A 26,951-nucleotide genomic window follows, 5' to 3' on the forward strand; every position below is an offset into this window, starting at 1 on the left:
ATCGGTATATTAAGAGGTTTAAAGATGTTAAATGCGGTAGAGTTTCAAGCAAAAATTCAAAATGGTTTAATTCAGATTCCCGATGAGTACAAACAAGAAATCGGTGAAGGCGATGATATTAAAGTAATTGTTTTGGTAAAGAAAAAATCATTTCAAAACAAAGACATAATTGATGAATTAACTGAGAATCCTATTCAGGTCAATGGTATACTCAGCCGTGAAGAAATTTACAGTCGCCAGTTATGACTGGTGTTCCATCTTTTATTGATACTAATGTTTGGCTCTATCGTTTATTTGATGACAAAAAGATAGAAGAAATAGAGAGAGAAAGAAAGCGTAATATAGCTATTTCAATTACGTCATATGAAGGAATAATTATCAGTACACAGGTTGTAAATGAGGTTTGTGCTAATTTACTGAAAAAAGCATCCTTTAAAGAAGAGCAAATCAAAGCTGTAATTCAGTCGCTTTATCGTCGCTGCGCTCTCTCGATACATTAAATCTCTTGGCGGAAGTCTGACAATCATAGCGCGTTTTCCCGATCAAGAGGTTGTGATTTTTCAATTCGATTGATACTGACTGGCGATCGCCCACATCAATCTCATCACTCGAAATGCGATCGCTAGTTCACATCACTCACATTCACTAAATGGGAAGTACCAATGCGATCGCACAGATACCTTCACTGATTCTTTCTGGAGTTAGCATTGCTGATAGTCAAAAATTCTAGTGACCTTTGCATTCACTTAGAACGATAATGAAAATTATGTTTTCGATTTGACAGCAAGAGGATGTTAGCAGATGCTGCTCAATGAGCGCTATCAAGTAATTCGCACTCTGGGAAGTGGTGGATTTGGTGAGACTTTCTTAGCAGAAGATACCCAGATGCCTTCTCACCGTCGCTGTGTGATTAAACAACTCAAACCAATTCAAAATAATCCCCAGATTTACCAACTAGTACAAGAGCGGTTTGGGCGAGAAGCAGCAATTTTAGAAGACTTAGGCGGATCTACTGACCAGATTCCAACTTTGTATGCTTATTTTCAATCAAATAGTCAATTCTACTTAGTTCAAGAGTGGATTGAAGGTGACACGCTTACCGAAAAGGTTAGACAACAGGGTTTATTTAGCGAAAGTGCCGTTCGAGAGTTATTAGCAAATTTATTACCAGTTTTAGAATACGTACACTCGAAGCGGATTATTCACCGTGATATCAAACCGGACAATATCATTTTGCGTCATCGCGATGGCAAACCCGTACTCATTGATTTTGGTGCGGTACGAGAATCAATGGGAACGGTGCTAAATTCTCAAGGTAATCCTACCAGTTCGATTGTAATTGGTACGCCTGGATATATGCCCAGCGAACAAGCAGCAGGTAGACCAGTGTATTCTAGCGATTTATATAGTTTAGGAATGACAGCGATTTATCTGCTGACAGGGCAACCACCACAAGCACTGGAGACAGACTCACGAACAGGAGATATTCTTTGGCATCGCTATGGTATGAATGTTAGTCCTACATTGCTGGGGATAATCGATAAAGCCATACAGTATCATCCACGCGATCGCTTTGCTAGTGCCAGGGAAATGTTAGAGTCTCTACAAGGCGTAGTGAGTCCAATTCCACCCACACAACCTGTTCTCACCCAACCGCCAACGCTACCTAACCATACTCCGCAAACGGTAAATCTAAATACACCATCTCCAACTCAGGACAATAATCACAATAATATTCTGATAGCGAGTGCGATCGCAGGTAGTTTAATTGGTGGATCTGTCATTATTGGTTTTGCATTAACAAAATCTTCTCAACCAGTAACACAACAAACAATTTCACCTTCACCTAATTTACCAACTACTACACCTCAAGTTACAGAAACTCCCAATTTAAAATCAACACCTCAAATTATAGAAACTCCTAACATAAAACCTACATCAATTAGCCAACCTATATTTACTCCTACTCCATCTGTTGCAACCACATCCCAACCACCAGAAATTACTACAACAATCAACGATTATTCTTGGCTTTCTCAAAGATTAGTAACAAATGCAGACTTAGATAATAAAGACGGTGTTGAGCTAGATATCATGCGCAATTCCATTTTTGCACGTCACGGTCGGCGTTTTGATACTCCAGGTTTACAAGAATATTTTGATCGTCAACCGTGGTATCGTCCAATCTATTTACCAAAGAACTTTCCTACAAATTTATTATCAAAAATAGAACGACAAAATGTTGATTATATTTCAAAATATCAAGACCGTAATAATCGCAGACATTTTAAGAAGTAAGTAGAAAGCAGAAGGGATACTAACGAATTAATTACTATTTGTCGATCAGATTACAGATCAGTTCTCCCGCCCCATTTGATTCAAATGGTACAATAGTTCCGTTTTTACGAACTCTAAGGCGATCGCGACAGTTATATACTTCTGTTGGTCTTTTTACACCATCAATACTAATATCTGCTCTGTACTCCCAGTGATACTTAGCACTGCGTTTGATATTAATAATGCAAATTGAGTGGTTATTAAAGTTACGACAGGTAAATGCTTGTGCAGGAAGAGCGATTGCAAAAGATAATATCAATACTAGTACTAAACAAATGGACTTTAACCTAGTTAGAGACATAAGCCTTTTGCCATTCTTTAAGAATTAATCCTGACCAGATAATAAATCCAATTATCGATAAACCTGCAATAAAATCAAACCAAATCATCTATCGCTTAACCAAAAATAAGGAATTACGGCAATATTATTGCACTATTTGTAGATTTTGTAAGATTTTCTCGCTAATCGCTATCAGTGTCAAAAGACGAAGTGTCAAACTTGAGAAAATTTGTAAAATATATAACTGCCTTTTTTCTTACCCTGAAGATTTTTTATGCCAATGCTGCTCAATAACCGCTATCAAGTGATTCAGACTTTAGGAAGCGGCGGGTTCGGAGAAACATTTTTAGCAGAAGATACCCAAATGCCCTCTCGTCGCCGCTGTGTAATTAAACAATTAAAACCGATTCAGGATAATCCTCAAGTTTACCAATTGGTACAGCAGCGATTTAGGCGGGAAGCAGCGATTTTAGAAGAATTGGGCGATGGCAGCGAACAAATTCCCAAGCTTTATGCCTATTTTTTGGAAAAAGGGCAGTTTTACTTAGTACAAGAGTATATTCAAGGACAAACTCTCACACAGAAAATCCAACAGCAGGGATTGATGAGTGAGAGTGCTGTGAAAGAGATTTTAATTAGTATTTTGCCAGTTCTCGATTATGTTCACAGTAAAGGTATTGTTCACCGGGATATCAAACCTGATAATATCCTGATTCGTTATGCGGATGGTAAACCAATATTAATTGACTTCGGTGCAGTCAAAGAAACGATTGGAACAGTAGTTACTCCTTCCGGCAATTCTACAAGATCAATTGTAATTGGTACACCAGGGTTTATGCCTAGCGAACAATTGGCGGGACGTCCGATGTTTGCCAGCGACATTTATAGTTTAGGTTTAACAGCGATTTATTTGCTCACTGGTAAAATGCCGCAAGAAATGGGAACAGATCCGGCTACGGGTGCGCTGTTGTGGCGGCAATACGCTTTAAATGTGACTCCCAGTTTTGCAGCAGTCTTGAATAAAGCTATTCAGTTTAATGTACGCGTTAGCGCAGCTCCTCCGCAGGAGGCTCGCTTCATCAGTGCCAGAGAAATGCTACAGACTTTACAATCTGGTGCTGCCCCCTTTCCTCCTACCATGCCTTACAGTCAACCACCAGTGGCAACTGTACCGTCTTTGCAAATACCTGAAAACACTGTAGCTGTCAGCCCTAGTAATTCCAATCAAACTCCTGTTAATCAAAGCAGTGGGAGTGGGCAAAAAGGAATCTTACTCGGTAGTATCATTGCAGGCGCTTTGATTGGCACGTCTGTAATTATTGGTTTTGCTCTCAGCAACAGGCAACAACCCCAACCGATCGCACAACAACAAACCCCACAGTCAACGAGTGAACCAAACCCTGTAGAACCTAAATCAGAACCACAAGCAAACAATCCTGCAATTTCAGAACCTTCCCAACAAACTCCAGAACCCCAGGAAACTGTATTATCTGAGCCAACACCAGAAACTTCCATTCCTCAAGCTACCCAAACAACAGCACCACAAGTTGACAGAACATCTCCAGAAGAATTTGTGCGAAATTATTATGCAACTATTAATCAAGGAGAATATCAACAGACGTGGAATTACCTAGCCCCCAGTTTCCAAAGTAATAAACGCCTTCACCCTCAAGGTTATCTTTCTTACATCGATTGGTGGGGAGGTAGAGTGCAACAAGTAGAAGTAGATCGAGTGAGTTTATTAGGAACAGGTACACAAACAGCCACAGTGAATGCTCAGTTGAAATATTTGATGAAAAATGGAAAAGTAGTTTCTAGTTCTGTAAATTTTTCCCTTTTATGGGATGCCGAAAGTAGTGGATGGGTGATTGCTGATGCTAAGTAGCTTGCCCGTAACTTTTAACTCACATCTTTCGTCTGGGTATTTAATATACATTTGAAAAGACGAATCCTTTAGGTTGGTGTTTCACTAACGCTTTGAACAGAGCATGACAATAACACAGCTAAACAATCGCTATCAAGTTATTCAGGTACTGGGTGCTGGTGGGTTTGGTGAAACCTTTTTGGCAGAGGATACTTATATGCCTTCCCGCCGTCGCTGTGTAATTAAACAACTCAAACCAGTGACAAACGATCCCCAAACCTACAAAATGATTCAACAACGGTTTGAGCGGGAAGCGGCGACTTTAGAGTATTTGGGTGAAGGTAGCGATCAAATACCTAAGCTTTATGCCTACTTTTCTGAAAACGGGCAATTCTACTTAGTTCAAGAATGGATTCAAGGTCAAACCCTAACAGATATTGTCGAAGCTCAAGGGCCATTAGGTGAAAATAAGGTTAGAGAAATTTTATTGAGTTTGTTGTCAGTTTTGGATTATGTCCACAGCAAAGGTATTATCCACCGCGATATCAAACCTGATAACATTCTGCTTCGCGCTGCCAATGGTAAACCTGTTTTAATTGATTTTGGTGCAGTTAAGGAAACGATACGTTCAATAGTCACTTCTCCAGGGCACCTCACCCAATCTTTAGTAATTGGCACACCTGGGTATATGCCTAGCGAACAAGCTGTAGGACGCCCAGTTTATGCTACTGATATCTATAGTTTGGGCTTAACGGCAATTTATCTGTTGACTGGCAAGCCGCCCCATGAATTACAAACTAATCTGCAAACTGGGGAAATTTTATGGCAGGATCTTGCCCCTAGAGTGTCAACTCAATTGGCGATGGTTCTCAACCAGGCAATTAAGCCTCAAGCTAGCGATCGCTACTCCACTGCGAGCAAAATGTTACACGCTTTGCAATCTCTAGGTTCTATTCCTCCCACACCCTCATACCAGTCAACTCAATCTACAATCGCGTTGTCTCCTGCCACTGCACAAACTCAGCCTTTACCTTCTTCCCAAAAATCAGCTTTTATTCCTGCCGCTGCCACAGATCGAAATTGGCAAAAACCCGCTTTGATTTTTGGTGGTTTGGTTATGGGTGGTTTGATTGGTGGGATAGCGATCGCTAACATCACTCGTCAACCCCAGCCAGAAGCGACTATTGCTACATCACCTCTACCAGAAACTACACAAGAACCTACCGCAACAAATCCAACTGTCGCACCAGAATCTGTTGCTCCTACAACCGAACCCGACGATACGCCTGCTGCTTCCCAACCTCCCTTAGTTGAACCTACCTCCCCACAAAAACCAGTTGCTGCTGTTCCTTCTTCACCTCCAATTGCTTTTACACCAGAACCTCCTCAACAGCCAACTACTTTTGAACCAGCACCAGAACCCCAGCCAAAAGATTCCGAGCCTCCAATAAAGAAACAACCTCAAGCAGACAACCCACCACCAAAGCAGGAAAATAAGCAAGAAGTTGCCACAAATATCACTAGTGGCAGTGTACCTGGATTTCCCACAGGTACTTCTGAAAGTACGATTAGAGAAGCATTAGGAAAACCAAGTAAAGTTTCCAAAGGTTTATGGAATACTCGTGCTTATCTTTATCGGTTAAAGCCAAATCGTGTTGATCTTGGTTATTTATTTGATCGCAAATCAGGCATATTGCGGCAAACGGAAGTAAGTTTTGCTCAATCTGTCTCACCTGATGTTATGCAATCCACCTTACAGGGAATGCTGGGGGGTAGCGCTTCCAGTCAAATTAGACAAGGATTGCAAAAAGTATATCAGCGTCAAATTAATGAATATTCTTTTAACACTGGTGGATTAAAAGGTGTGATTCAACGCAACAAAGAGGATCAAATTTATATCGGTGTCTGGGATGCAGACTTGCATTAAACTGAACTTCTGAGCGTGCAAGCATACTAAATATATAATCCCAAACTTGCCTTTTGTTTAAAGTTTAGCTGTTGGGGATTTTGCCTAATCATGGAGCAATTTCCCTCACCATCCCTCGTGGTAAAAATGCGAATTGTGCAGCACATCAATCAGATTTTGATAAGCATAGTGGCAACTGCCTTAGTGTTAGTACCTTCTGCTAATTCTAAGTCTATTAGTGAATATTGCCTCTCTGAGATAACGCAGAAATATAAAAGCGGTAATCTTTCTGCCAAACCAGCAACACAAATTGCTATCCATGTTAATAATGATAGTACATTTTATATAAGTAAATTGCACAATGATTATTTAGTAGTAAAGCAGAAAGGAGAGAAGAAAATTTTCCAAAAAGTGGAAGCTAAACAATATCAATATGGAGAAATTAATGAATTAGTTTTGAGCAAGAGTGGTAATTGGCTCTGGGTTAATGGCGATGAAACTGATTATATTGCTTTAATAAATACTCAGAAAACTTCAATCAAGCTTGAAAAGCTGATACCTCTTCCTAAAGTTTACAGTAAGCCATGTTCATTGATAGAGGAATGGTTGGGTAACTGTCTTCTGGAGCAAGGCCACTATAGTTATGTACTAGATCGTATATTTATAACTGGTCATAGCCCAACATTGTTTGGTAGTTCAAACTTGTTTACTTATGAAATTATAGGAAAAAACATAAAACTCTTAAAGACTAATCAACGAATAGCTTCAATATTAGTTGATTGGCAACAGCAATATCCACATAGTTTAATAGAGATTTCCAAACCAAGCGGAATTATTTTCCGAGATATCAATGAAAATGACATATTTTATGATGGTGAAAAATTTACATTATTAAAAAAATGCTCAAAGAAATAATTGATACGCTCACCGTAAAATTTGGAGGCAGATTAGCACACCTTAGCACAAGTTGATATGCCGTTATCTCGCCCTTTATAACGTTTGGTTTTGCGCTAGCAGCAAGTAGTTATCACACGCTAGAGGTTACGCAACTTAATAGCTGTCATTAGCTGCTCGTCCATAATAATTTATACAAGCGTATTTTGAAGTTCTCTAGTTATTCTGCCCATTTCACTTACATCAGCTTGCATCACGGACATTTACCGGGTATCTGTGCATCTAGGTTGCACTACCAATGACATAGATATGGTTCATTATGTTTCACTTACTTAGATAGATACGTTTTTTTCAGAAAATTAATAAGCTCATAGCAATAATTGATTGGTAATGGCGCATTTGCAAAAGGCGAGCCTCCTAGATTGGAGTTTCACTAACACTATGAACGGAGCATGACAACGCTGCTGAACAATCGCTATCAAGTTATCCAGGTGCTGGGTGTTGGTGGGTTTAGTGAAACCTTTTTGGCAGAAGATACCCATCTGCCTTCTCGCCGTCGTTGCGTGATAAAGCAGCTCAAACCAATCACAAACGATCCAAAAATTTACCCCAAGATTCAGCGGCGATTTGAACGGGAAGCAACCACTTTAGAGTATCTGGGTGAAGGCAGCGATCAAATTCCCAAGCTCTATGCCTACTTTTCTGAAAATGGACAGTTTTATCTTGTTCAGGAATGGATTAAAGGCCAAACCTTGTCAAGTATTATTAAATCTCAAGGTTCACTGGGCGAAGCTGCTGTTAGAGAAATTTTATTAAGTTTGCTGCCTGTTTTAGATTACATTCACAGTAAAGGCATCATTCACAGAGATATCAAGCCAGATAACATCATTCTCTGCTCCTCTAATATCAAGCCGGTGCTGATCGATTTTGGTGCAGTCAAGGAAACAATACGTTCAGTAGAGAATTCGCCAGGATACACCACTCAATCGCTGGTGATGGGTACACCAGGATATATGCCCAGCGAACAAGTTGTAGGACGCCCAGTTTATGCTACAGATATTTACAGCTTAGGTTTAACAGCGATTTATTTACTGACTGGCAAACACCCACGAGAGTTAAAAACCAACCCGCAAACCGGGGAAATACTTTGGCAACATCATGCTCCTGACATATCGCCGCAATTTGCAATGATACTCAATCGAGCAATTAAACCCCAAGCTAGCGATCGCTACACTACCGCAAGCAAAATGCTAGATGCCTTAGAGTCTCTTCCCCCTATCCCAACGCCAACAACTGTAACTCAACCAATCGTCACCTCGATCCCTGCTGTAAGTGCAGCATCTCAAGAAACTCAACTATTGCCTTCTCATCACAAAACTCCAGTTACCCTCACCTATTCCATTCCTAGAAACTGGCAAAAGCCGACTTGGATTGTTGGCAGTTTGGTTATAGCTAGTTTGATCGGTACGCTCGCGATCGTTAATATCACCCGCAAGCCAGAGTCTGCCAACTCACCGATTTTACCCACTCCCACACCACTTTCAACAGAGTTATCTCCTTCACCAGAACCTCCGACTTCTACTTCTGAGGAAGCCAATCCACCAGTAAATTCGCAATCACCACCAAAACAGCAGCAATCTAATCCTGCTCCTTCTGTACCTACTCCATCAGAGCCTGAAGATACTGCTGAATTTCCAGTAGCATCAGCGCCGCCAGCTACGGTTTCCAAGCCACAAGAGAACGTGCCTCGCAATCAATCACCTAGCACTATCGGCACGCAAAAAGTTCCAGGATTTTCTGTGGGTACGCAAAGAAGTACTGTAGAAGCTGCCCTTGGCAAACCAAGCCAAGATTCAAGAGGTATTTGGCGCAATACTCGTGCTGTCAGTTATATATTAGCGCCAAATCGCATTCACCTTGGCTACTTATTTGACCGTAATTCTGGCAGGATTCGCCAAACAGAGGTAGCTTTTGCTCAATCTATAGACTTTCAAGTAATGCTAACAACTTTGGAGGGAATGTTAGGGCGTCAAGTAACAGAAGAAATTAGACAGGGATTGCTACAAGTGCTACAGCGGCGGTTGGATAATTTTCGTTTTGCGATCGGCTCTTTAAAAGGTCAAATTGTGCGTCAAGAGTGCGGGCTTATTTATATCAGTATATGGGATTCAGATTTACATGATTTTGTCAATCCTGCTGATGCAAGAAAGTGTTAGATCTGTTTTATAGGGATTTAAAAAAGGGGCGTTGCCGAATAGAGGTATGAAATTTAAAAATCAGGCATTTAAAACTCTTACTCTCTGCGACTCTGCGACTCCGCGTGAGACAAATTCATACTGTGATTCAGCAACGCCAAAAAAAGAGCCTCAGTTAGGCTCCTTCAAATCTTTCAAAACTGACAATAAATACTGACTATTTCACAGTCACTTTAGCGCCAGCTTCTTCAATACGCTTCTTAGCATCTTCGGCAGCGTCTTTTGCAATAGCTTCCTTAACTGGCTTAGGAGCAGATTCTACCAAATCTTTCGCTTCTTTGAGACCCAAACCGGTTAATTCCCGTACAACCTTGAGTACAGCAATTTTCTTATCGGCTGGAACAGATTCAAGAATAACGTCAAACTCGGTTTTCTCTTCTACTGCTTCAGCAGGTGCAGCAGCAGCACCAGGAGCAGCCATCATCATCATGCCACCAGCAGGTGCAGCAGCACTAACACCGAAGGCTTCTTCAATTTGCTTGACTAACTCAGCTGCTTCGAGCAAAGTTAGGGTTTTCAATTTTTCCAAAATTTCATCAGTTGCAGCAGACATTGATATAACTCCTGTAATGTGGATTTGTTGATTGTTCGTAGTTGTTAATTGCTAATTGTTAATTGTTGATTGCAATTAGCCATTAGCTATTAGCTATTAACCATTAACCACTCACTTCTTCGCCGCCTTTGTCTTTGTCGGCATATGCCTGCAAAGCACGAGCCAGCGAACTGGGAACCTCGTTGACTCCAACGGCAATCTTTGTTGCCAAAGCATTGATTGCTCCAGCAATTTGCGCCATGAGTTGTTCTTTTGAGGGTAAATCTCCTAGCGCTTTGACATCTGGTTCTTTGAGCAGACGCCCTTCCATGACGCCGCCACGAAGTTCTGTCTTCTTGGTAGCTTTCTGGAAATCTTGGTAAGCCTTAATTGCAGCAGAGAAATCCTCTTTTACCAACAAAAAGGCGGAAGAACCCTTGAGCAATTCCGACATCGGTTGCCATTTTTCATCTTCTTGAATGGCAATGCCCATCAGGGTATTCTTCGTCACTTTACAAACCGTACCAGTCGGTCGTAAGCGCCTGCGTAAATCTGTAATTTCAGCAACCGTTAGCCCCTGATAATCAATTACTAGTGCTAATTGTGACTCACCCAAAGTTTCTTTGAGTTCGCTCACGATCGCTTGTTTGTTTTCTATGGTTCTACCCATCCTTGTTTCACCTCCTTGAAAGGGATTTGTTAATTGATAATTGCTAATTGTTCATTGCGATTTACTATTAGCCATTAACAATTAGCAATTAACCGCAAAAACAATAAACCCCAGCTGTGAAAGCCGGGGTTTAACTTGAGGGGCGAATTTTGAAACGCCTGATTCCTAACGCCAGAATGCTCACACCCTCACTAGGTGAAACTTCAAGCAATTGGAACACAAACCTCGGCAGGATATTAAGCCAATGGCACCTGCTGTCTCCGGCTTTGGTTATTCAGTTTTGTCATTAGCCAATAGTCATTTGTCCTTTGTTTTTTGCCAATGACTAATGACTAATTTATGCCGCTTCAGTTAATTTCATATCGCGCAGGGCGTTGATATCAACTTTGATTGATGGCCCCATTGTGGCAGACACATACACTGTGCGCCAGTAACGGCCTTTGGCTCCTGAAGGACGGTTGCGGTCGATAGTTTCTTGCAACGCCTTTAAGTTTACCAGTAAATCTTCTGGTGAGAATGATGCCTTACCAAACATAACATGCACGATACCTGTGCGATCGGCACGAAATTCTAGTTTACCAGCTTTGAATTCAGCGATCGCACTTGCGATGTCAAATGTTACTGTTCCACCCTTTGGCGATGGCATCAAGCCACGAGGGCCGAGTAATTTACCAAGCTTTGCTACTTGCGGCATCACATCCGGTGTGGCAATCAGCTTGTCAAAGTCCATCCTGCCTTTTTGAATTTCGTCAATCAGTTCTTCGGAACCGACAACATCAGCACCTGCATTAGTTGCTTCTGTTACCTTTTCTCCTCTTGCAATTACTGCCACCCGCACTTCTTGTCCTGTACCTTTGGGCAGTACTACTGTTGTCCGCAGCTGTTGATCGGTATACTTTGGATCGATTCCTAACCGAATATGTGCTTCAGCTGCTTCGGGAAACTTTGCTGTTGCTGTCTCTTTTAAAAGATTTAGAGCATCGACGGGAGCATACTCCCTATCTTCAACTTTTTCTAATAGCGCCTGCAAACGACGCGATACTTTCTTTGCCATTTCTCTCTCCTGGGGTATTTAGCGAGGTAAATTCTCTCCCCCGATAAAATTTGCTGGTAGTTGATTGTTAATTGTTAATTGCGATTAGCCATTAGCTATTAACCATTAACTAATCTGTTACAGTTACACCCATATTCTTGGCAGTGCCTGCAATTATTTTCATTGCCGCATCAATATCGTTGGCATTGAGATCGGGCAATTTAGTTTGAGCAATCTGCCGCAGTTGTTCTTTTGTAATTGACCCAACTTTTCTTTTGTTGGGTTCACTAGAACCTTTTTCGATTTTCGCTGCTTTGGTAATCAACACCGATGCTGGAGGTGTCTTGAGTACAAATGTGAAACTCCGATCTTCATAAACCGAAATTTCTACAGGTATCACCGTCCCAGCTTGATCTGCTGTTTTGGCGTTGTACTCCTTACAAAACATCATGATGTTAACGCCATGCTGACCCAGGGCAGGGCCGACTGGCGGTGCTGGGTTGGCTTTCCCAGCGTTAAGGGCCAGTTTAATGACCGCTACTACTTTTTTCGCCATTTCTAATTAACTCTGTTTTTGAACCTGATTAAATTCCAATTCTACAGGTGTTTCTCGTCCAAAAATCGAAAGTAAAGCTTTGAGCTTGCTTCGTTCTGGAGTAACTTCTATCACCTCGCCTTCAAAGTCCTTAAATGGACCAGAAAGCACGACTATCTTATCACCAGTCGCCATGTCAATTTTGACAATTGGCTCTTGTTCGCTGGTCTGTTTGAAGATTCGTTCTACTTCCGCATGACCGAGCGGCACTGGCTTAACGTGACCGCGACCTTTGCCACCGCCACGTTTTTGTTCTGCTCCCACAAAATTAATTACGTGGGAGGTATTCCGTACTACCTGCCAGGAGTCATCATCCATCACCATTCTGACTAACACGTAGCCAGGGAAGACTTTCTCTTCTGTGTGTTGGCGACTGCCATCTTTACGGATTTTTACTGCTGGCGTGTGCGGAATCTCTACCTGGAGAATTTTATCAGCTACATCAAATGATTGGATGCGCTGTTCCAAGTTAGTCTTCACACGTTTTTCACAACCAGAGGCTACTTGTACGGCATACCAGCGAGCTTCATGCTCTGCTGCCGTATGTTCTTGTGTTTCCTCTGAGTGCACAATTGAATTGTGTTCTTCGTCTGTTGCAGAAGTCATCCGAATACCTGTTGTGCTGCCCAAGTAAAAAATTTATCGACCAAAAAAAGCACAGATGCCGATAGGGATACCATCAGCAAGACAGCTGCTGATTCGCTCACTAACTGTCTGCGACTGGGCCAAACCACTTTTTCAAACTCTTCTTTCAGTCCTTGAAAGAAGTTGCCTAAGCTAAACCCATTGGTCGTTTCTTGGATTTCTGCTTCGTTTTTCTTGGCCACGGTACTTTTACTCCCCCCATAGCTGATAAAGCTAATTTCTATAGGCGATCGCAACTTTATTTCTGAACTTAAATAATTGCTTGAAAAAAGCTGCAAATAAAACAATTATACCCGAAATCAAAAGTGCTGGTTGCTTATCTTTTCAACCACATATTGCACTCGATTCGGGTCTTTGTTTACAGCGCGCCCTGGAGGACTTGAACCCCCGACATCAGGTTTTGGAGACCTGCGTTCTACCAACTGAACTAAGAGCGCACGTTGTCTTTGATTCAGTTATTGCGTTCAGACTTTTTCTAGTTTAACGCAATTTGGCATTTTTTGTTAACTTTATTTTTGACTTGAGGAGACAAATTAGCGGCTGATGCCGCTGTTTTTGTGAATCCTTGTCCCATACTCTACTTAGTCAATCACAAAGCACGGTCAAAGCGCTGTTTAATTCGGGTAGCCTTGCCAACGCGATTGCGTAAGTAGTATAGTTTAGCACGCCGGACTTTACCACGACGCACTACTTTGATGCTGTCTATGCGAGGAGAATGAACTAAAAACACCCGCTCGACGCCAATGCCTTGAAATACACGGCGAACTGTAATGGTTTCATTGATTCCACCATTACGCTTGGCAATCACAACTCCTTCGTAGGGCTGTACGCGGTATTTGTCTCCTTCTTTGATTTTGACACCCACTTTAACGGTGTCGCCCACATATATGTCGGGCAGATTCGATTTTAATTGTTCCGCTTCAATAGAGCGGATTACTTCTTGAGCGTTCATAGTCCACAGAAAAACTCACGATCATCCATAATAAATCTACAACCCTATATCAGTCTAGTGGATTAAACTGATGACGTTTTCACCTGTTGTGGCATCAAATTAAGAAAATGTGATGTCACAAGACTGTGCCATAGGTAGAAAACGTATGAAATTTAGCATTGTAATTACAACTTACAACCGCTTACATTTGCTCAAAAGAGCGATAGACTCTGCTTTGAGGCAAACTATTCCATGTGAAGTGGTTGTTGCTGATGATTGCTCCTTGGATGGCACACAAGAATACTTAAATTATTGTAGAGAAAAATTTTTCGAGAGTGGAAACTCTCGCTTTGTGTACCATCGCAATGAGGTTAACTCTGGTCATGCAGCAACTGTAAATGCTGGTGTTCTTAAGTCCACTGGTGATTGGATTAAATTTTTGGATGATGACGACTACTTAGCTCCTAATTGTTTGGAGGAAATGGCACGAGCGATCGCACTTCATCCCCAAGCAGCGATCGTATCTTGTATTGCGGCTCAAATTAACGAACAAGAAGTTGAACTTAGCCGCACGCCACAATTAGGCACTGGGTTAGCTTTTTACACCCCGCAAGCAGATATTCATTACGGTATGTTGCTCGAACTTCTACCGTTTGGTACACCTGTACAGGTAGCTTGTCGTCGTGATGTTTTCCTCCAAACAGGCGGTTGGAATTCTCAACTCGATACCAATTGTGATGATATTGATTCTTGGATTAATATTGCTAAGTTTGGTGATGCAATTTTCATCAATCACTGCCTTGCTTATCGAACTGTATGGCAAGGTGCTTGCAATCAGAAGTTTTCTCTGTCTCGACGCTTAAATACTAATCTTGTGATGAAGGAGAAGATTTACGCTTTAGTTGATGAAAAGCATCGTGATCATATTCCTGCTCTTAAGGATATTGAAAATTATTTGAAATTGCATTGGCTCATTGTAGCCTTGAAACAAAAAAACTTTCAAAGTATAAACAGTATATTATTTTCTTCTATTCCTGCTGTATTTTCTTGGCAAGCTTGGCATCTTTTGTTTAATGCCTTGTTGAATCGGCAAAATTTTGGCAGTACTCAAATTCAAAAATATGTATTAATTAAATGATTCACCAAAAAAAACGCACAATGCAGAACATATTCATCAAAATTACCATGCACAGCAATTAAGGTATTAAGTATATAAAATTATTTTTGATACATATTTTTGTTACAAAACATAGTGATTTTTTAACTTTTCAATTGCCAGTTTCATACCAATTTGTAATTATAGATCCCCGACTTCTTAAAGAAGCCGGGGATCTGGGGATCTAGGTTTTTTATTTTTATTTGAAATTGCTATACCTTACATATTTTTATTTTTATCTCTAAGAATAGCAGCTATACATTTACTTAATATTAGCTCTAGTTTGATTAAATTTATATAAAGCTAAACTCATTTCATCAATTAATATTAAGGTATTTGTATATAACGCTATGTTAATTTCTTAAATTCCGTTGAAATGTTATGCGAATAATACATATATTGAATCACATTCAAGAAATTGGTAACGGTATTGTAAATGTGGCTGTAGACCTTGCTTGCTTGCAGGCAAAAAATGGTTACGAGGTAGCAGTCATTTCTGGAGGGGGAGAATACGAAGCTTTATTAGCAAGCTTTGGTGTTAAGCATTATCACTTAGATCAGAGTAGGAAACCAATTAATATTATTAAAGCGGCTGTACGTTATCGGGCAATTGTACAAGAGTTTCAACCGGATATCGTTCATGCCCACATGATGACGGGAGTGGTGCTAGCAGGTTTACTCAGAAATAAAGGTGGGTACGCTTTAGTTTCCACTGTACACAACGAATTTCAACGAGCCAGCATATTGATGGGGCTTGCCGATAGGGTAATTGCTGTCAGTAAAGCAGTTTCCGAGTCTATGGTACGGCGTGGTGTCCCTCAAGAAAAGTTACGGGTGATATGTAATGGTACTCTCGGTAGTCCCCGTAATCGTCCGCTACAAGAGTATCAACCTTTACCTTTGCAACGTCCCGCGATCGCTACTGTGGCAGGGATGTATCAGCGTAAGGGCATAACTGAGTTAATAGAAGCTTTTGAGCAAATAGCTTTAGATTTTCCTGAAGTCCATTTGTATCTTATTGGAAATGGCCCCGATCGCCCAATATTTGAAGCGCAGGCAAGCCAAACTGCCTTCACCTCCCGCATTCATTTTGAAGGCTTTCAAGCTGAACCTCAACGCTATTTGTTAGCTTGTGACATATTCGTGTTAGCATCTCACCGCGAACCTTTTGGTCTTGTGCTTTCAGAAGCACGTGAAGCTGGTTGTGCTATTATTGCAACTCAGGTAGATGGCATACCGGAAGCTTTAGACAATGGACAAGCCGGCATTCTGGTACCAGCAAAAGATAGCAAAGCTTTAGCTGCTGCACTCATAAATTTATTAAGTAATTCAGATACCTTAAATGAGTGGAGAACAAAAGCACATCAAAATCTAGAGTGGTTGAATATTACTCGCGTTCATCAAGAATATCTAGCAGTGTATTTAGAGTTAATTAAAAAATGACTGTTAATAGTTAATAGCTAATGGCTAATGGATATTTATATTTAATGAACAATTAACCACCATGAGAACAACTAACCACTAACCACTGTACGGGCGGGTTTAGAATATAAATTTTCGATTCTAAACCAAAGTTAATCAATAAAACCCGCCCCTCCCAACTACTAACCACTAAAGATTTAAAGGAGCCGAAGCATTAAGCTTGTAGCTACTGATAACTTGGTTAATTGCTGGTAGAAGTTTTTGGTATTGCTCGCTAGGTACAACATAGGAGTCAATCGAAACTTTATTGCTTTGATGTTTGATAAAACTATTGACTGTTAGTCTTCCAGAAACACCTTGAGTTTGATTTGTATAACTCCAAGTAATTCTGACACTGCCATCAGATTGGCGTACAGGTTGATTCATCGTCAAGTTTGTTTGTGAAGCGGCAAACTTGTTGATGAAATTTTTTAACATCGTGGTTAACTGTTCTTGGTCTAGCTCCCGTTCTACAATGAAGACATTAACCTGAACTAGAGCATTTTCAGTATCGTCAAGCCAATATATAATTACTTCATCTGAAGTGCTATTGTCTTTAACAGTCCATCCCTGGGGAATATCGATTGAGAATAAACCTGTTTTATAGGTGTACGTTTCCAAATTGCTGATTTCAACTTCCTCAAATATACCTGGTTCAGTTGTGGGGTTGGAAGGAGTTGGAGGCGCTGATTGGCTAGGAGTAGAATTGGTGGTATCAGAAGAATTTTCTTCTTCTGGAAGATTAGCACCAATAAAAGCTAAGAGGACAAATAAAGCTGCAAAGCTTGAGTAAATAATAATCGCTGCTTTTGCCCAAGCTCTTTGATGGGCTTTAAAATCCTGAATGCTCCGCCATTGTCTACTTCTCCAAGCCCAAACATTTCCCTTTGCACCGAGGATAAAGGGCATTGGTAAACCGAGGTAAGGTATCCAGGAGATTAAACCAATCCAGACTTGGTTAGTTAGACACCACAAAGGCGATATGAGAAATGCTCCCCAGTTCCAGCCTTGAATTTCGGGTGGTATGGGAACAGAAGTATTAAATGTACCGCCTCCACCTATCCACATTGAGTCAGAATTTGTTGATGTACCTGGCGAGATGTACTGTGGAGGATTAATGCCTCTTGTAGGTGTGCCAGGTGAAATATATTGAGGTGGATTACCACCAGAATTTACAACTGTAGGCGGTGGAGAATGGTAACCACCAGAGTTTGGTGATGCTGGTGTATTGTATTGGGGTGAAGGTACTGTAGGAGTAACATAGTTAGCAACAGGAGACTGCAAAGCATCAATCATTTCTCTGGCAGTGGCATAGCGAGCCTCCTGCGAAGGAGCTAGACTAACGCCTGGGTTGTAAGCGATCGCCCGATCCAAAACCATCCGCAAATTTGGACTGACATTCATCGCATATTGATGCCAGATAATGCTTCCTGTTCTGAAATCTGTCTCCAACTCATGCGGCATTTTCCCTGTCAGTAGATAAATCATCGTCAATGCCAGACTGTATAAATCACTACTGTAAACAGGTCTACCAGCCGCTTGTTCTGGAGGCATAAATCCTGGTGTACCAATTACAATTGAGCTGGTAGGATTGCCTTGAGAATTTACTACTGTACCCATCGATTCTCGCACTGCACCAAAATCGATCAGTACTGGTATGTTGTCCGAATTCCGCAGAATTATGTTGTCTGGTTTGATATCCCGATGGATAATATGTCTGCTGTGGACGAAGTTAAGAACATATAACAAACTTTTGAGAATTTCTCGCACAGCACTCTCATTCATTACCCCTTCAGTTTGTACTTTATTAGTGAGAGTTTTGCCTTCAATATATTCTTGGACTAAATAAAAATTATCTTGTTCTGAAAAATAAGCATACAATTTCGGAATTCGATTGTTACTATTGCCCAAATCCTCCAAAATAGCCGCTTCTCGCCCAAACCTGTCTTGAACCATTTTGTATATTTGTGGATTATTGGTAACAGGTTTTAGCTGTTTTATGACACAAAAACGACCAGAAGGCAAATGTGTATCTTCTGCTAAAAAAGTTTTACCAAAACCACCTTCTCCTAAGACTTTAACAATCTTGTAACGATTGTTAATTATTGATTGCAACATCGATTCCTCAACCTCTATACTACTTTATTTAAAAGTGTTTTATTGTAAATTAACTGATTGCAAACTCTGGAATTAAAAGCACAAAATTTACTAAATTTATTCTGGTTTAAATTAGTCTTGAAAAGATTATTGTTTTTCTCCATCTGCTTTTAATAGAAAAGTGTTTTATAGTTGAATTGATAACTAGTTATGGCTAGTCATGGTTAAAAATGTTTGCTATTCTAGCTGCATAAAATCAGTTTGAAAACTGTTTAACATAATAATGCAAATATCTTAATGTCTAAAAATTTACTATGTTTTCTCAATTTTGTATGTAAAGAATTGATATTTTATATGTATAGATAATTACTATTGATGAAGCAAAAGAGCAACTGAAATAACTAAGTTTTTGTTGCAGGATAACCAGGAACTGCATACAGGCGATCGCATTATCCTTGTTAACAGTCCAGAATTTGTATTTGAGGGCAATGCAGCTAAGTAAGTCAACAATAAACAACCTAAAAACACAGATCCCTCCCATCTTGCATCAGTTGCTGAATTATGATTTTTGTAGAGTGGGCAATGCTATTGGTTGACTAAAACCCTTATTTGTACCTTGTGGCATTGCCCACCCTACGGTTATTGAGAATGGTGAGCCAGTCCGGTGGGCGGGTTCCCCGGCATAAAGGAGCCAGCGCCTTGGACGGCAATGCCCTCCTTGTAGGCGCGTTCGCGAAGCGTTCTCGTAGAGTAGCGACGTATCCGTTGGTAGCGACTGGCGTCACGTGACGTGAACTGGCGTAGACGCCCGTAGACGCGGAGCGGCTTCCCGTAAGAGTGGGCGGCTTCTCGTAGAGTACCCGAAGGGTGCAAGATCTCAGATCCCCAACTAATCTAAAAACGCAGATACCCGACTTCTGGCAAGAAATCGGGTATCTTACAGAGGGTATTATATCAACCAATTGGGATACTATAGCCAACACCTATATCAACTGCTACGAACTAAGAATAATTACTCAAAATTTCACCAGCATGGAATTGTATCTGTTGGGAATGCCACTGCTATCCTCACAACAAAAGCACATATGCATGGGGAATTTTGGTTTTAGCGATCGCTTTAGCTTCCAAACCAGAGGTTGATGTTTAGTAACAGCTAGATGTTGCACAATTTAATAGCTATTACGACTATCCTATTTGATTTGTGAGAATTGAGGCAATCAAAAGTACGATTTCTTGGGTAAATTTGGCTTTTTGTTGTTTACAAATCAATTTGGAATATTAATTATATCAGTCATTCAGTAAATATATTTAAAGATAATATATGCTAGCTAGCGGTTTTTATCAATTAAAATATAACGTTTTTAAGCCCTTAGTTCTACTATCTTTTGACAGGTTAAAAAATATAATGCCTTTGGTAAATATATTACCAAAGGTTGTTACGTAATTAATTAAAATTCGTTTTTTATCTTGTGCCTAAAAACAGATTGGAACTAATTTTTATGCATTAAAATCGCCTGAACCCGAACTAATAATTCATCCGGATCTATGGGCTTTCGGATAATGCCAGCTAGCTTTACTTCGCACTCTTCGCCGAGCAAAGCTTCTTCATAAGCTGTAACCAACAGAATAGGAAGAGATTGTAAAACAGGGTTTTGCTGAATTCGACGAGCAACTTCGTATCCATCCATATCTGGCATCATCAAATCTAGGAGCAGCAGAGCGGGTTGACTAGCTTCAACTTTAGCTAGTGCTGCTGTTCCACTATTTACAATTTCAACATCATAACCCTCCAATTTAAGAACCGTTTCGAGAAAAAAGCAGTTTTCAGGAACATCATCACAGATCAGAATGTAATGATGTTTACTGTTTTGTTTTGCCCCTATACCACACATATTGCAATCAAAAAATAGTAAATTCCTACTTTTAAATCACCCTTACACCTTTAGCTAAACAGGAGTCTATAAGTCCTCCCGCTACAGATATAGTTATTTTCTAAGCCCAATGATTTAAAATGTTCTGAAAAAACTTGCTTGTTTAGTCATGGTATAAATCTTCAAAATGTAAAGCAATTGTATATCTACCTATGCAGTGAGCAAAATCAATCTTTCCAACAAGGAAAAAATAACGGCGTATTGTTTCTAATTTTTTAACCTGATCGCAGAGTAGAAATTAAAGCTATGACATTGAAGTAATTTTGCCACAAAAATTAAGTGGCTAAATGCGCCAAACGCAGACAGCCAATGGAAAAATTAGAATCAAAAGTGAAACTATATAACTGTGGAGGTGGTGGGATGGGGGTAGTTGGTAGCTTCTCGGATTACATTTTCCTGAAAAAACGCAATTGCATTAGTATGGGCTTCACCCATTTCCAACTCAAAGCATCATGCAGCAGAGTATAAAAACAGGGGATAATAAACAGCGTTAATAGTGTCGCCAAAGACAACCCCGCAAATACTACAATACCTAGAGGTTGGAGAAATTCTGAGCCTTCCCCTATTCCCAATGCTAAGGGGAACATACCTAAAACAGTGGTGATTGTAGTCATCAATATTGGGCGTAAACGCTGGGGAGCTGCTTGTAAGATTGCTGCTTTACGGCTAATTTCTTCGCGTTCCCGAATTTGGTTTGCCAGTTCAACCATGATAATGGCGTTGTTAACAACGATACCAACAAGCAACACAGCACCGACAATCACTGTTGCACCAATGGCAGTTCTGGTAATGTAAAGTCCAAAAATACCCCCAGCTAATGCTAGCGGTATTGTAAACATAATTACCAATGGGTCAATCAGTGAATTATATTGCACTGCCATGACTACGAAAACTAAAAAGCTAGCCAATCCCCCCAACAACCCTAGAGAGTTTTGCAATTGCCGATTCGATTCTGCTGTGGAACTGGGTAAGACGCTGACACCTTGAGGAAACTGGAAATTATTTAATACATTATCTACCTGTGCTTGAGCATCGCTAAGACTTGCTCCTTCAGTCAAATTACCAGCAATAATAAAAACCTGACGCTGGTTAATGCGCTGAATTTCTCCGGGGGCTTGGGCATCCACAATACTTGCCACGTCGCTAAGGCGCACTTGGCGATTATTTTCTACAAATAAAGGTAATCTTTGTAGTTGCGAAGGTGTTTGCACAGATTCTTCATTTAATTGCACTCGCACATCTACAAGACGATTACCCCGTTGCAACTGTGTGGGTACACTGCCTTGAATTGCAGTTGCGATCGTGTCACCAATTTCTCTAGTAGTCAATCCCAAGGCGGCAACCCGCTCCCAGTCTGGAAGAATCTGAATTTCCGGTTGACGTGCATCTGCATCGGGACGAAATCTTGCTAAGGTGACTTTTTCTTCCAAATTTGCCAGCAGTTGTTCTCCAGCTTTTTGTAAGGTGTCTGCGTCATTTCCTTGCAGGATGATATCAACTTCAGCACCACGAACAGGTGAATTGGTGAGAATTAAGCCCCGTACTTGTCCTGGGGCTAAACGCAAGCGAATACCTGCTAAATTTAGTTTATTAAATTCTTGAGTAACTCGTTCGACATAGGCTTCTACATCCGAACCAGGTTTGAGAGTAATGGTGCTAGAACTGCGCAGAGGATTTTCTGTAGTGTTGCTACCAAATAAGAAGCCACCTATTGTGGAAAATACGTATTCCGTTTCTGGCTGACGGCGGAGAATGTCATTAACCGCAGCCATGACTTTTTGATTATTTTCTAAAGGAGTGCCAGGAGGAAACTGGGCGAATAAGTTGGCTTGCCCGGTGTTGATGCGGGGTAAAATTTCTTGAGAAATTTGCGGTATCATCCACAAACTACCACCACCAAGTAGGATAATAGCGATCGCTACTGTTAACAACCGAAAACGCAATATCTTACTCAAAAAAGCGCTATATCCTCTAGTTGCGGCATCAAAACGATTATTAAACTCCCGTAGAAACCAAAAATCACTTACACCACTAGAAAAACGCCATGCCAACATTCGAGAAGTAAGCATCGGCACTACAGTTACTGCAATCAAGATAGAAGCGGCAACAGAAAAGCTAATGGTGAGAATTAATTCATTGAATAGCAGGGAAATAAAGCCACCAATCAGCAAAAACGGTAATACGGCTACTAAGTTGGTGCTAGTAGAAGCTATCAAAGCTGATTCTACTTCCTGACTGCTTTGTTCTGCCTGTTGAATAAGTCGTAATGGGCTGAGGCGAGTTCTCGTATCCTTGCCGGGAGTCATGCCTGCACCCTCGGCAATATTTTCTAACATCACGATGGAGTTATCCACGACAATCCCGACACCCAATGCCAAACCACCTAAGCTGAAAATATTTAGAGATAAGCCAAATAACCCCATCAAAATAATTGCAGCAAGGGTTGCTAAGGGAATCGCAAACACAATAATTAGAGTTTGCCTTACCGAACCGAGAAATAACAATACAGCGATCGCCGCAAGTACTGCTCCTATCAACCCAGAAGTAGTGACGTTAGAAATGGAATTGCGGATAAATCTTGACTCATCTAAAGTAGGTGTGAGAATTGCCTCTTCTGGAACGACACCAGATTTTCTCAGTTCTTCTAGTCGCTTTTTCACTCCATCAACAACGTCTATTGTGTTGGCATCTGGTTGCTTTTGAATGCTAATTTTTACTGCCGATTCTCCGTTGAGTAAAACAAACAGACGTTGGTTTTCGGTACCGTCAATTACTTCGGCAAAGTCACGCAAATACACGCGACGATTAGGGGCAGCGCCTTGTGCCTGCTCTGAAGTAGAGGAAGCCAAAGAAGGTGAAGAAACTTCAAAAGAAAGATTGCGGATTTCTTTAGCGTCTTTAAAACGCCCGACGGTACGGGTGAGAGGTTCGGAATTTTGTCCAAAAATTCTACCACCAGAAATGTCTTGGTTGCGGCTTGTCAGTTCATTGAGTACATCTGTTAAACCAACACCAAGAGCTTGCAAGCGATCCAAATCAATATTTACCCTGACTTCTTCTTGTACCCCTCCCGATACATCTACCCCCGCCACTCCTGACACTACACTTAGTTCGCGGGCTAATTCTTCTTCGGCAAATACCCGCAAATCAACACCTTCCAAAGAAGGCGAAGTTAGCGCCATTTCGTAAATAGGTGATTGGGAAGGATCGAATTTAAATATGCGGGGTTCTTCGATTGTGTCTGGTAATCCACTTCTGGCTCTGTTAAATGCCGCTGTCGCATCATTGAGAGCTTGATCGATATTGCCTCCTGGTAAAAAGAACAGATCCAAATTTACCTGCCCTTCACGAGTTTGGGAAAAAACCTGTACCACGCCCTCTGTCGCGGCAAAAGCTTCTTCTAATGGTTTAGTAATTTCATCAACCCCTACTTCAGGCGAAATTCCAGGAGCTTGTACCCGCACCCCAATCCGGGGATATGTAATTGATGGCAGCAAATCCACTGGTAGTTTAGTAATGAAAAAGAAACCCATTACAATCACTGCCAGAGTAAGCATGAGTGTGCCAATGTGTTGGCGGATAGCAAGGGCACTGATACTAAATCCCCCAATTTTTGTTGTTTGCTGCATTTTTCTAATTTAAAATTCAGACAACAATGATTTCTATTTTCCTGTTGAAGTCAATTCTAATTTTTCAGAGAGAATTGAAAGACTTACAGCACTGCCATCTTTTAATGGCTTGCCACTCCGCACTACATAAGCTTCACCCGGTTGCAAGCCAGATATAATTTCAACTTTGCCATCACCACGTTTTCCCAACGTGACGGTTCTCGCTGCAACTTTTGTTTTACCTTCTGTTTGCGTTACCACAAATACTTGCCCCTGAGTATTTTCATCTGTCGATTTTAACTTTGAGGTTTGTTCCGCTGTTTGTCTCTGTTGTGCTTTTTCTGCTCCCTGAATGGCTGTTAACGGCACCACTACTTGTTCTTCTTCTTTACTGACAAAAGTTGCTCTGGCTAGCAGCCCACTACCAATTCTACCGTCACTGTTCGGAATCACTATTTCTACTGGTACTAAGCGAGCGGTAGTATCAGCTGCTGGGGAAATCCGGGTTACCGTGCCAATATATTTTTCGTTAGGGAAAGCATCTAAACGCACTTGCACAGATTGCCCCACTTGAATATTTGCCAGTTCTAACTCAGAAAGTTGAACTGCAACTTTTACACGGTTAAAATCACCAATTTTCAATACTTCATTGCCTGGTTGGAGAAGATTACCCGGTTCTGTCACCTTTTCTAGAACTGCACCAGCAATCGGAGATGTGAGTCTTGCATAGGATCTGCGTTCTTTTGCTTGTGCCACTACAGCTTTTTGGGCGGTTAATCTACCTTTGGCAGCGGCGACGGCTTGCTGTTCTGTGCGTACTTGCTCTTCGGCGGCACGTAATGCTTGCACAGCTGTTTCGGCGGTGGTACGTGCTTGTTCAGCCGCTTGTTGGGCGATCGCTCCTTCTTTAAAAAGTTTTTCTTGCCTTTGTGCATCTGCTTGAGCTTGCTTCACCTCAAGCCGCGCCCGCTCTACTTCCGCACGAGCATTACTAACTTGAGTATTTGCTCTGGCTACTTCTGATTGCAGGGCGGCTAGTTCCGCTTCCGCTTGATTTAATGCCGTTTTTAGAAGCACATCATCCACCTGCCCAACAATTTGTCCTTGTGCAACTGTATCGCCCACATCTACGTTCAAAGCCACAAGCCTTCCTTCTACCTGCGATCGCAGCGATACTGTACGGAATGGTGTAGTAGTACCTGTATACTCTAATTGCTGTTGCAATAAATCCTTGCGAGCGATCGCCACATCCACAGGCGTTGCACCACCTGCTTCTGTGCTACGACGCTCTTGTTGAGCTTCAGCTGATTCTCTGGGAAGCGAGCCGCAACCTCCAATTAGCAATGCAATACCTAGCAAGCTAGCCAGCCAATAGATAGATGAACCCAACACAAAAGCGGGATTTTTGACAAATTTACGCGGCTGTTTTCCTTCGCGAATCATTGATTTAGCTCCTACCGAGGAAGTTTTTAGCTATCAAGCCCGTTCATATTCCAAGTAATTTCAACTAAATTAACCTGCGGCATAGACACTAGAGAATCTTTTGCAAAATGAAAAATATACTAGCAATTTTTATGTAGATACTTTGTATAATTTACAACTCATAGTAAATTTATTTACAGAATGATTAATGCTATTCAAATTGGTCATATACAGAAAAACCTAAGTAACCGATGGAATTATTAGCGATTCTAAAAAGAAAGTATAAATGTTTTTCACTGACTTTCCATCTGCTCGTTGGTATAAGGCTTTTAACGACCAAAATCAGCCTTTTACCGCTAGTTTGTTTCTTTATTTCTATCCTAAAGACTGAAGCTTGGAAAACACATGGCAAGAAAGTCACGTATGTAACAGTGACTAAAGTCATGTTTTGACAATGACAAATCTGAGGCTAATACTAAAAGCCCATATTCTAGAAGAAGTCTAAAGAATACGGTGACGCGATCGCAGTAGCGGAAGTTCTGAGCAAAAAGAATCATTTAGGGCACTGTAGCAAAACTATCAGTAATTATTCCAATATTTAGTTTATATTAAGAAAAGTGAAATTTTAGAAATAAGGGGCACACATCATGTATGTCCTATCAGAACTCAGTGCGAATTCACTTTGCGCAAGGAAGGCTACTAGTGACATTATCACCACGACAACTTGTACGAACAGCTAACGAATCCCTGCTTGGAGAATTTTTTCAAGCATCAGTAGGTAAGTGGCGTTCAGAACGACGCTACTACACATTGCCGGAGGGAGAGACAAAGGAAATGATTAGCATCATTACTATCCGGTATTTAGAGCAGGGATGCGATGAATTACAAAAGCTGGCTCAAATGCACAATTTGTCTGACACGATGAGTTTGGTATGTGGTGCCGAAGTGATATGGGAAAGTACTGATTCTATTTCGGGGAGAAAGGAATCTAAGGGGAAAACTTTATTTGGGGCAAAGGGAAACACCTTGTACCGCGATCGCGGTTTCGCTACAACCAAACCAGTCACAGCCCAGTATTTCTTTCCCAACCCCACTACTCTCTGTTTGCGAACTGAGTACAATGGTTCGGTATTTGAGGAAGAATTAAAGCTTGTTGGTAGTAAATATCGAACGCGCCAGTCAATTATCTCTCGTGCAGGCGAACAGTTAATGATTGGACAGTATTTGGAAAAAAGGATTTAGATAGCTCCATTGAAATTATTATGGGAGTAAAACCATCTCGTGTAAAGTCTTGGATGGTTTGTGTTACCTGGTTATTTGTAGTAGTTGTAATC

Annotated in this window: 23 protein-coding genes, 1 tRNA gene and 1 other annotated feature; of the genes, 11 read left to right on the forward strand and 13 right to left on the reverse strand. The window is 41.0% G+C overall.

Annotation, left to right across the window (positions count from 1 at the left end; genetic code table 11):
* The first annotated feature begins 24 nt into the window (after window positions 1–24).
* From UYC_RS0120345 to UYC_RS0120355, 3 genes are all read left to right on the forward strand, one after another.
* A complete protein-coding gene (locus UYC_RS0120345) occupies window positions 25–246 on the forward strand; it encodes a hypothetical protein (protein WP_016875468.1) in 222 nt (73 codons plus the stop codon).
* On the forward strand, window positions 243–500 hold the full coding sequence (locus tag UYC_RS0120350; protein WP_016875467.1) for a PIN domain-containing protein: 258 nt from the start codon (window positions 243–245) through the stop codon (window positions 498–500). The genes UYC_RS0120345 and UYC_RS0120350 overlap by 4 nt, the downstream gene beginning before the upstream one ends.
* A gap of 301 nt (window positions 501–801) precedes the next feature.
* Window positions 802–2,298 (forward strand): protein kinase domain-containing protein, encoded by a 1,497-nt coding sequence (locus UYC_RS0120355; protein ID WP_016875466.1) that lies wholly within the window; start codon window positions 802–804, stop codon window positions 2,296–2,298.
* A 34-nt stretch (window positions 2,299–2,332) separates the two neighbouring features.
* On the opposite strand, the gene UYC_RS0120360 is transcribed toward UYC_RS0120355, so the two are convergent.
* Complete coding sequence (locus UYC_RS0120360; protein WP_016875465.1) at window positions 2,333–2,638, reverse strand: hypothetical protein; 306 nt, start codon at window positions 2,636–2,638, stop codon at window positions 2,333–2,335.
* Window positions 2,639–2,891: 253 nt separating this feature from the next.
* Here UYC_RS0120360 and UYC_RS0120365 point away from each other — a divergent pair, with 253 nt between their 5' ends.
* The 4 genes from UYC_RS0120365 to UYC_RS0120380 all read left to right on the forward strand — a co-directional run bounded on the left by UYC_RS0120365 (window position 2,892) and on the right by UYC_RS0120380 (window position 9,497).
* On the forward strand, window positions 2,892–4,502 hold the full coding sequence (locus UYC_RS0120365) for a serine/threonine-protein kinase (protein ID WP_016875464.1): 1,611 nt from the start codon (window positions 2,892–2,894) through the stop codon (window positions 4,500–4,502).
* Between the two features lie 103 nt (window positions 4,503–4,605).
* Window positions 4,606–6,408: a serine/threonine-protein kinase gene (locus tag UYC_RS0120370; RefSeq protein ID WP_016875463.1), complete on the forward strand. Its 1,803-nt coding sequence runs from the start codon at window positions 4,606–4,608 to the stop codon at window positions 6,406–6,408.
* Window positions 6,409–6,576: 168 nt separating this feature from the next.
* Window positions 6,577–7,302: a hypothetical protein gene (locus tag UYC_RS0120375; protein WP_127011296.1), complete on the forward strand. Its 726-nt coding sequence runs from the start codon at window positions 6,577–6,579 to the stop codon at window positions 7,300–7,302.
* Window positions 7,303–7,733: 431 nt separating this feature from the next.
* Window positions 7,734–9,497 carry a serine/threonine protein kinase gene (locus UYC_RS0120380; protein ID WP_016875461.1) on the forward strand — a complete coding sequence of 588 codons (1,764 nt, stop codon included), beginning with the start codon at window positions 7,734–7,736 and terminating at the stop codon, window positions 9,495–9,497.
* A 196-nt stretch (window positions 9,498–9,693) separates the two neighbouring features.
* On the opposite strand, the gene rplL is transcribed toward UYC_RS0120380, so the two are convergent.
* The 8 genes from rplL to rplS all read right to left on the reverse strand — a co-directional run bounded on the left by rplL (window position 9,694) and on the right by rplS (window position 13,963).
* Window positions 9,694–10,089, reverse strand: a complete 396-nt coding sequence (gene rplL / locus UYC_RS0120385; RefSeq protein WP_016875460.1) for a 50S ribosomal protein L7/L12 — start codon at window positions 10,087–10,089, stop codon at window positions 9,694–9,696.
* Window positions 10,090–10,192: 103 nt separating this feature from the next.
* Window positions 10,193–10,738 carry a 50S ribosomal protein L10 gene (gene rplJ / locus UYC_RS0120390; RefSeq protein WP_016875459.1) on the reverse strand — a complete coding sequence of 182 codons (546 nt, stop codon included), beginning with the start codon at window positions 10,736–10,738 and terminating at the stop codon, window positions 10,193–10,195.
* Window positions 10,739–10,831: 93 nt separating this feature from the next.
* Window positions 10,832–11,020 (reverse strand) — a sequence feature (ribosomal protein L10 leader region).
* Between the two features lie 55 nt (window positions 11,021–11,075).
* Complete coding sequence (gene rplA, locus UYC_RS0120395) at window positions 11,076–11,792, reverse strand: 50S ribosomal protein L1 (protein ID WP_016875458.1); 717 nt, start codon at window positions 11,790–11,792, stop codon at window positions 11,076–11,078.
* Window positions 11,793–11,901: 109 nt separating this feature from the next.
* A complete protein-coding gene (gene rplK, locus UYC_RS0120400) occupies window positions 11,902–12,327 on the reverse strand; it encodes a 50S ribosomal protein L11 (RefSeq protein WP_016875457.1) in 426 nt (141 codons plus the stop codon).
* Between the two features lie 6 nt (window positions 12,328–12,333).
* Complete coding sequence (gene nusG / locus UYC_RS0120405) at window positions 12,334–12,972, reverse strand: transcription termination/antitermination protein NusG (protein WP_016875456.1); 639 nt, start codon at window positions 12,970–12,972, stop codon at window positions 12,334–12,336.
* Window positions 12,969–13,193, reverse strand: coding sequence for a preprotein translocase subunit SecE (gene secE, locus UYC_RS0120410; protein ID WP_016875455.1), 225 nt, complete (start codon window positions 13,191–13,193; stop codon window positions 12,969–12,971). The genes nusG and secE overlap by 4 nt, the downstream gene beginning before the upstream one ends.
* Before the next feature lie 182 nt (window positions 13,194–13,375).
* Window positions 13,376–13,448: transfer RNA gene (locus UYC_RS0120415), tRNA-Trp, on the reverse strand.
* Between the two features lie 152 nt (window positions 13,449–13,600).
* Complete coding sequence (gene rplS / locus UYC_RS0120420; protein ID WP_016875454.1) at window positions 13,601–13,963, reverse strand: 50S ribosomal protein L19; 363 nt, start codon at window positions 13,961–13,963, stop codon at window positions 13,601–13,603.
* Between the two features lie 145 nt (window positions 13,964–14,108).
* Here rplS and UYC_RS0120425 point away from each other — a divergent pair, with 145 nt between their 5' ends.
* On the forward strand, window positions 14,109–15,080 hold the full coding sequence (locus UYC_RS0120425) for a glycosyltransferase family 2 protein (protein WP_016875453.1): 972 nt from the start codon (window positions 14,109–14,111) through the stop codon (window positions 15,078–15,080).
* Between the two features lie 399 nt (window positions 15,081–15,479).
* Entirely contained in the window at window positions 15,480–16,541 is a 1,062-nt protein-coding gene (locus UYC_RS0120430; RefSeq protein WP_016875452.1) for a glycosyltransferase, read from the forward strand.
* Window positions 16,542–16,709: 168 nt separating this feature from the next.
* Here UYC_RS0120430 and UYC_RS0120435 read toward each other — a convergent pair whose 3' ends face one another.
* On the reverse strand, window positions 16,710–18,677 hold the full coding sequence (locus UYC_RS0120435; RefSeq protein WP_016875451.1) for a serine/threonine-protein kinase: 1,968 nt from the start codon (window positions 18,675–18,677) through the stop codon (window positions 16,710–16,712).
* Between the two features lie 846 nt (window positions 18,678–19,523).
* On the opposite strand from UYC_RS0120435, the gene UYC_RS37960 reads away from it, so the two are divergent.
* Window positions 19,524–19,796, forward strand: a complete 273-nt coding sequence (locus UYC_RS37960; RefSeq protein WP_127011295.1) for a hypothetical protein — start codon at window positions 19,524–19,526, stop codon at window positions 19,794–19,796.
* Window positions 19,797–20,146: 350 nt separating this feature from the next.
* On the opposite strand, the gene UYC_RS0120440 is transcribed toward UYC_RS37960, so the two are convergent.
* The 3 genes from UYC_RS0120440 to UYC_RS0120450 all read right to left on the reverse strand — a co-directional run bounded on the left by UYC_RS0120440 (window position 20,147) and on the right by UYC_RS0120450 (window position 25,638).
* The gene (locus UYC_RS0120440; protein WP_016875450.1) at window positions 20,147–20,548 is read right to left on the reverse strand and encodes a response regulator; all 402 of its coding nucleotides are present in this window, start codon (window positions 20,546–20,548) and stop codon (window positions 20,147–20,149) included.
* 425 nt (window positions 20,549–20,973) lie between these two features.
* A complete protein-coding gene (locus UYC_RS0120445; RefSeq protein ID WP_016875449.1) occupies window positions 20,974–24,216 on the reverse strand; it encodes an efflux RND transporter permease subunit in 3,243 nt (1,080 codons plus the stop codon).
* Between the two features lie 33 nt (window positions 24,217–24,249).
* A complete protein-coding gene (locus UYC_RS0120450; RefSeq protein WP_016875448.1) occupies window positions 24,250–25,638 on the reverse strand; it encodes an efflux RND transporter periplasmic adaptor subunit in 1,389 nt (462 codons plus the stop codon).
* Between the two features lie 630 nt (window positions 25,639–26,268).
* Here UYC_RS0120450 and UYC_RS0120455 point away from each other — a divergent pair.
* Window positions 26,269–26,859 (forward strand): phycobiliprotein lyase, encoded by a 591-nt coding sequence (locus UYC_RS0120455; RefSeq protein ID WP_016879636.1) that lies wholly within the window; start codon window positions 26,269–26,271, stop codon window positions 26,857–26,859.
* The last annotated feature ends 92 nt before the right edge of the window (window positions 26,860–26,951 follow it).

Origin of the sequence: Chlorogloeopsis fritschii PCC 6912, assembly GCF_000317285.1 — a bacterium.
Classification (GTDB): Bacteria; Cyanobacteriota; Cyanobacteriia; order Cyanobacteriales; family Nostocaceae; genus Chlorogloeopsis; species Chlorogloeopsis fritschii.

Excerpts from the sequence above, each read along its gene's own strand:
- UYC_RS0120345 (WP_016875468.1), top strand. The coding sequence starts at position 25 with ATGTTAAATGCGGTAGAGTTTCAAGCAAAAATTCAAAATGGTTTAATT.
- UYC_RS0120350 (WP_016875467.1), top strand. The coding sequence starts at position 243 with ATGACTGGTGTTCCATCTTTTATTGATACTAATGTTTGGCTCTATCGT.
- UYC_RS0120355 (WP_016875466.1), top strand. The coding sequence starts at position 802 with ATGCTGCTCAATGAGCGCTATCAAGTAATTCGCACTCTGGGAAGTGGT.
- UYC_RS0120360 (WP_016875465.1), bottom strand. The coding sequence starts at position 2,638 with ATGTCTCTAACTAGGTTAAAGTCCATTTGTTTAGTACTAGTATTGATA.
- UYC_RS0120365 (WP_016875464.1), top strand. The coding sequence starts at position 2,892 with ATGCCAATGCTGCTCAATAACCGCTATCAAGTGATTCAGACTTTAGGA.
- UYC_RS0120370 (WP_016875463.1), top strand. The coding sequence starts at position 4,606 with ATGACAATAACACAGCTAAACAATCGCTATCAAGTTATTCAGGTACTG.
- UYC_RS0120380 (WP_016875461.1), top strand. The coding sequence starts at position 7,734 with ATGACAACGCTGCTGAACAATCGCTATCAAGTTATCCAGGTGCTGGGT.
- rplL (WP_016875460.1), bottom strand. The coding sequence starts at position 10,089 with ATGTCTGCTGCAACTGATGAAATTTTGGAAAAATTGAAAACCCTAACT.
- rplJ (WP_016875459.1), bottom strand. The coding sequence starts at position 10,738 with ATGGGTAGAACCATAGAAAACAAACAAGCGATCGTGAGCGAACTCAAA.
- rplA (WP_016875458.1), bottom strand. The coding sequence starts at position 11,792 with ATGGCAAAGAAAGTATCGCGTCGTTTGCAGGCGCTATTAGAAAAAGTT.
- rplK (WP_016875457.1), bottom strand. The coding sequence starts at position 12,327 with ATGGCGAAAAAAGTAGTAGCGGTCATTAAACTGGCCCTTAACGCTGGG.
- nusG (WP_016875456.1), bottom strand. The coding sequence starts at position 12,972 with ATGACTTCTGCAACAGACGAAGAACACAATTCAATTGTGCACTCAGAG.
- rplS (WP_016875454.1), bottom strand. The coding sequence starts at position 13,963 with ATGAACGCTCAAGAAGTAATCCGCTCTATTGAAGCGGAACAATTAAAA.
- UYC_RS0120425 (WP_016875453.1), top strand. The coding sequence starts at position 14,109 with ATGAAATTTAGCATTGTAATTACAACTTACAACCGCTTACATTTGCTC.
- UYC_RS0120430 (WP_016875452.1), top strand. The coding sequence starts at position 15,480 with ATGCGAATAATACATATATTGAATCACATTCAAGAAATTGGTAACGGT.
- UYC_RS0120435 (WP_016875451.1), bottom strand. The coding sequence starts at position 18,677 with ATGTTGCAATCAATAATTAACAATCGTTACAAGATTGTTAAAGTCTTA.
- UYC_RS0120440 (WP_016875450.1), bottom strand. The coding sequence starts at position 20,548 with ATGTGTGGTATAGGGGCAAAACAAAACAGTAAACATCATTACATTCTG.
- UYC_RS0120445 (WP_016875449.1), bottom strand. The coding sequence starts at position 24,216 with ATGCAGCAAACAACAAAAATTGGGGGATTTAGTATCAGTGCCCTTGCT.
- UYC_RS0120450 (WP_016875448.1), bottom strand. The coding sequence starts at position 25,638 with ATGATTCGCGAAGGAAAACAGCCGCGTAAATTTGTCAAAAATCCCGCT.
- UYC_RS0120455 (WP_016879636.1), top strand. The coding sequence starts at position 26,269 with ATGTCCTATCAGAACTCAGTGCGAATTCACTTTGCGCAAGGAAGGCTA.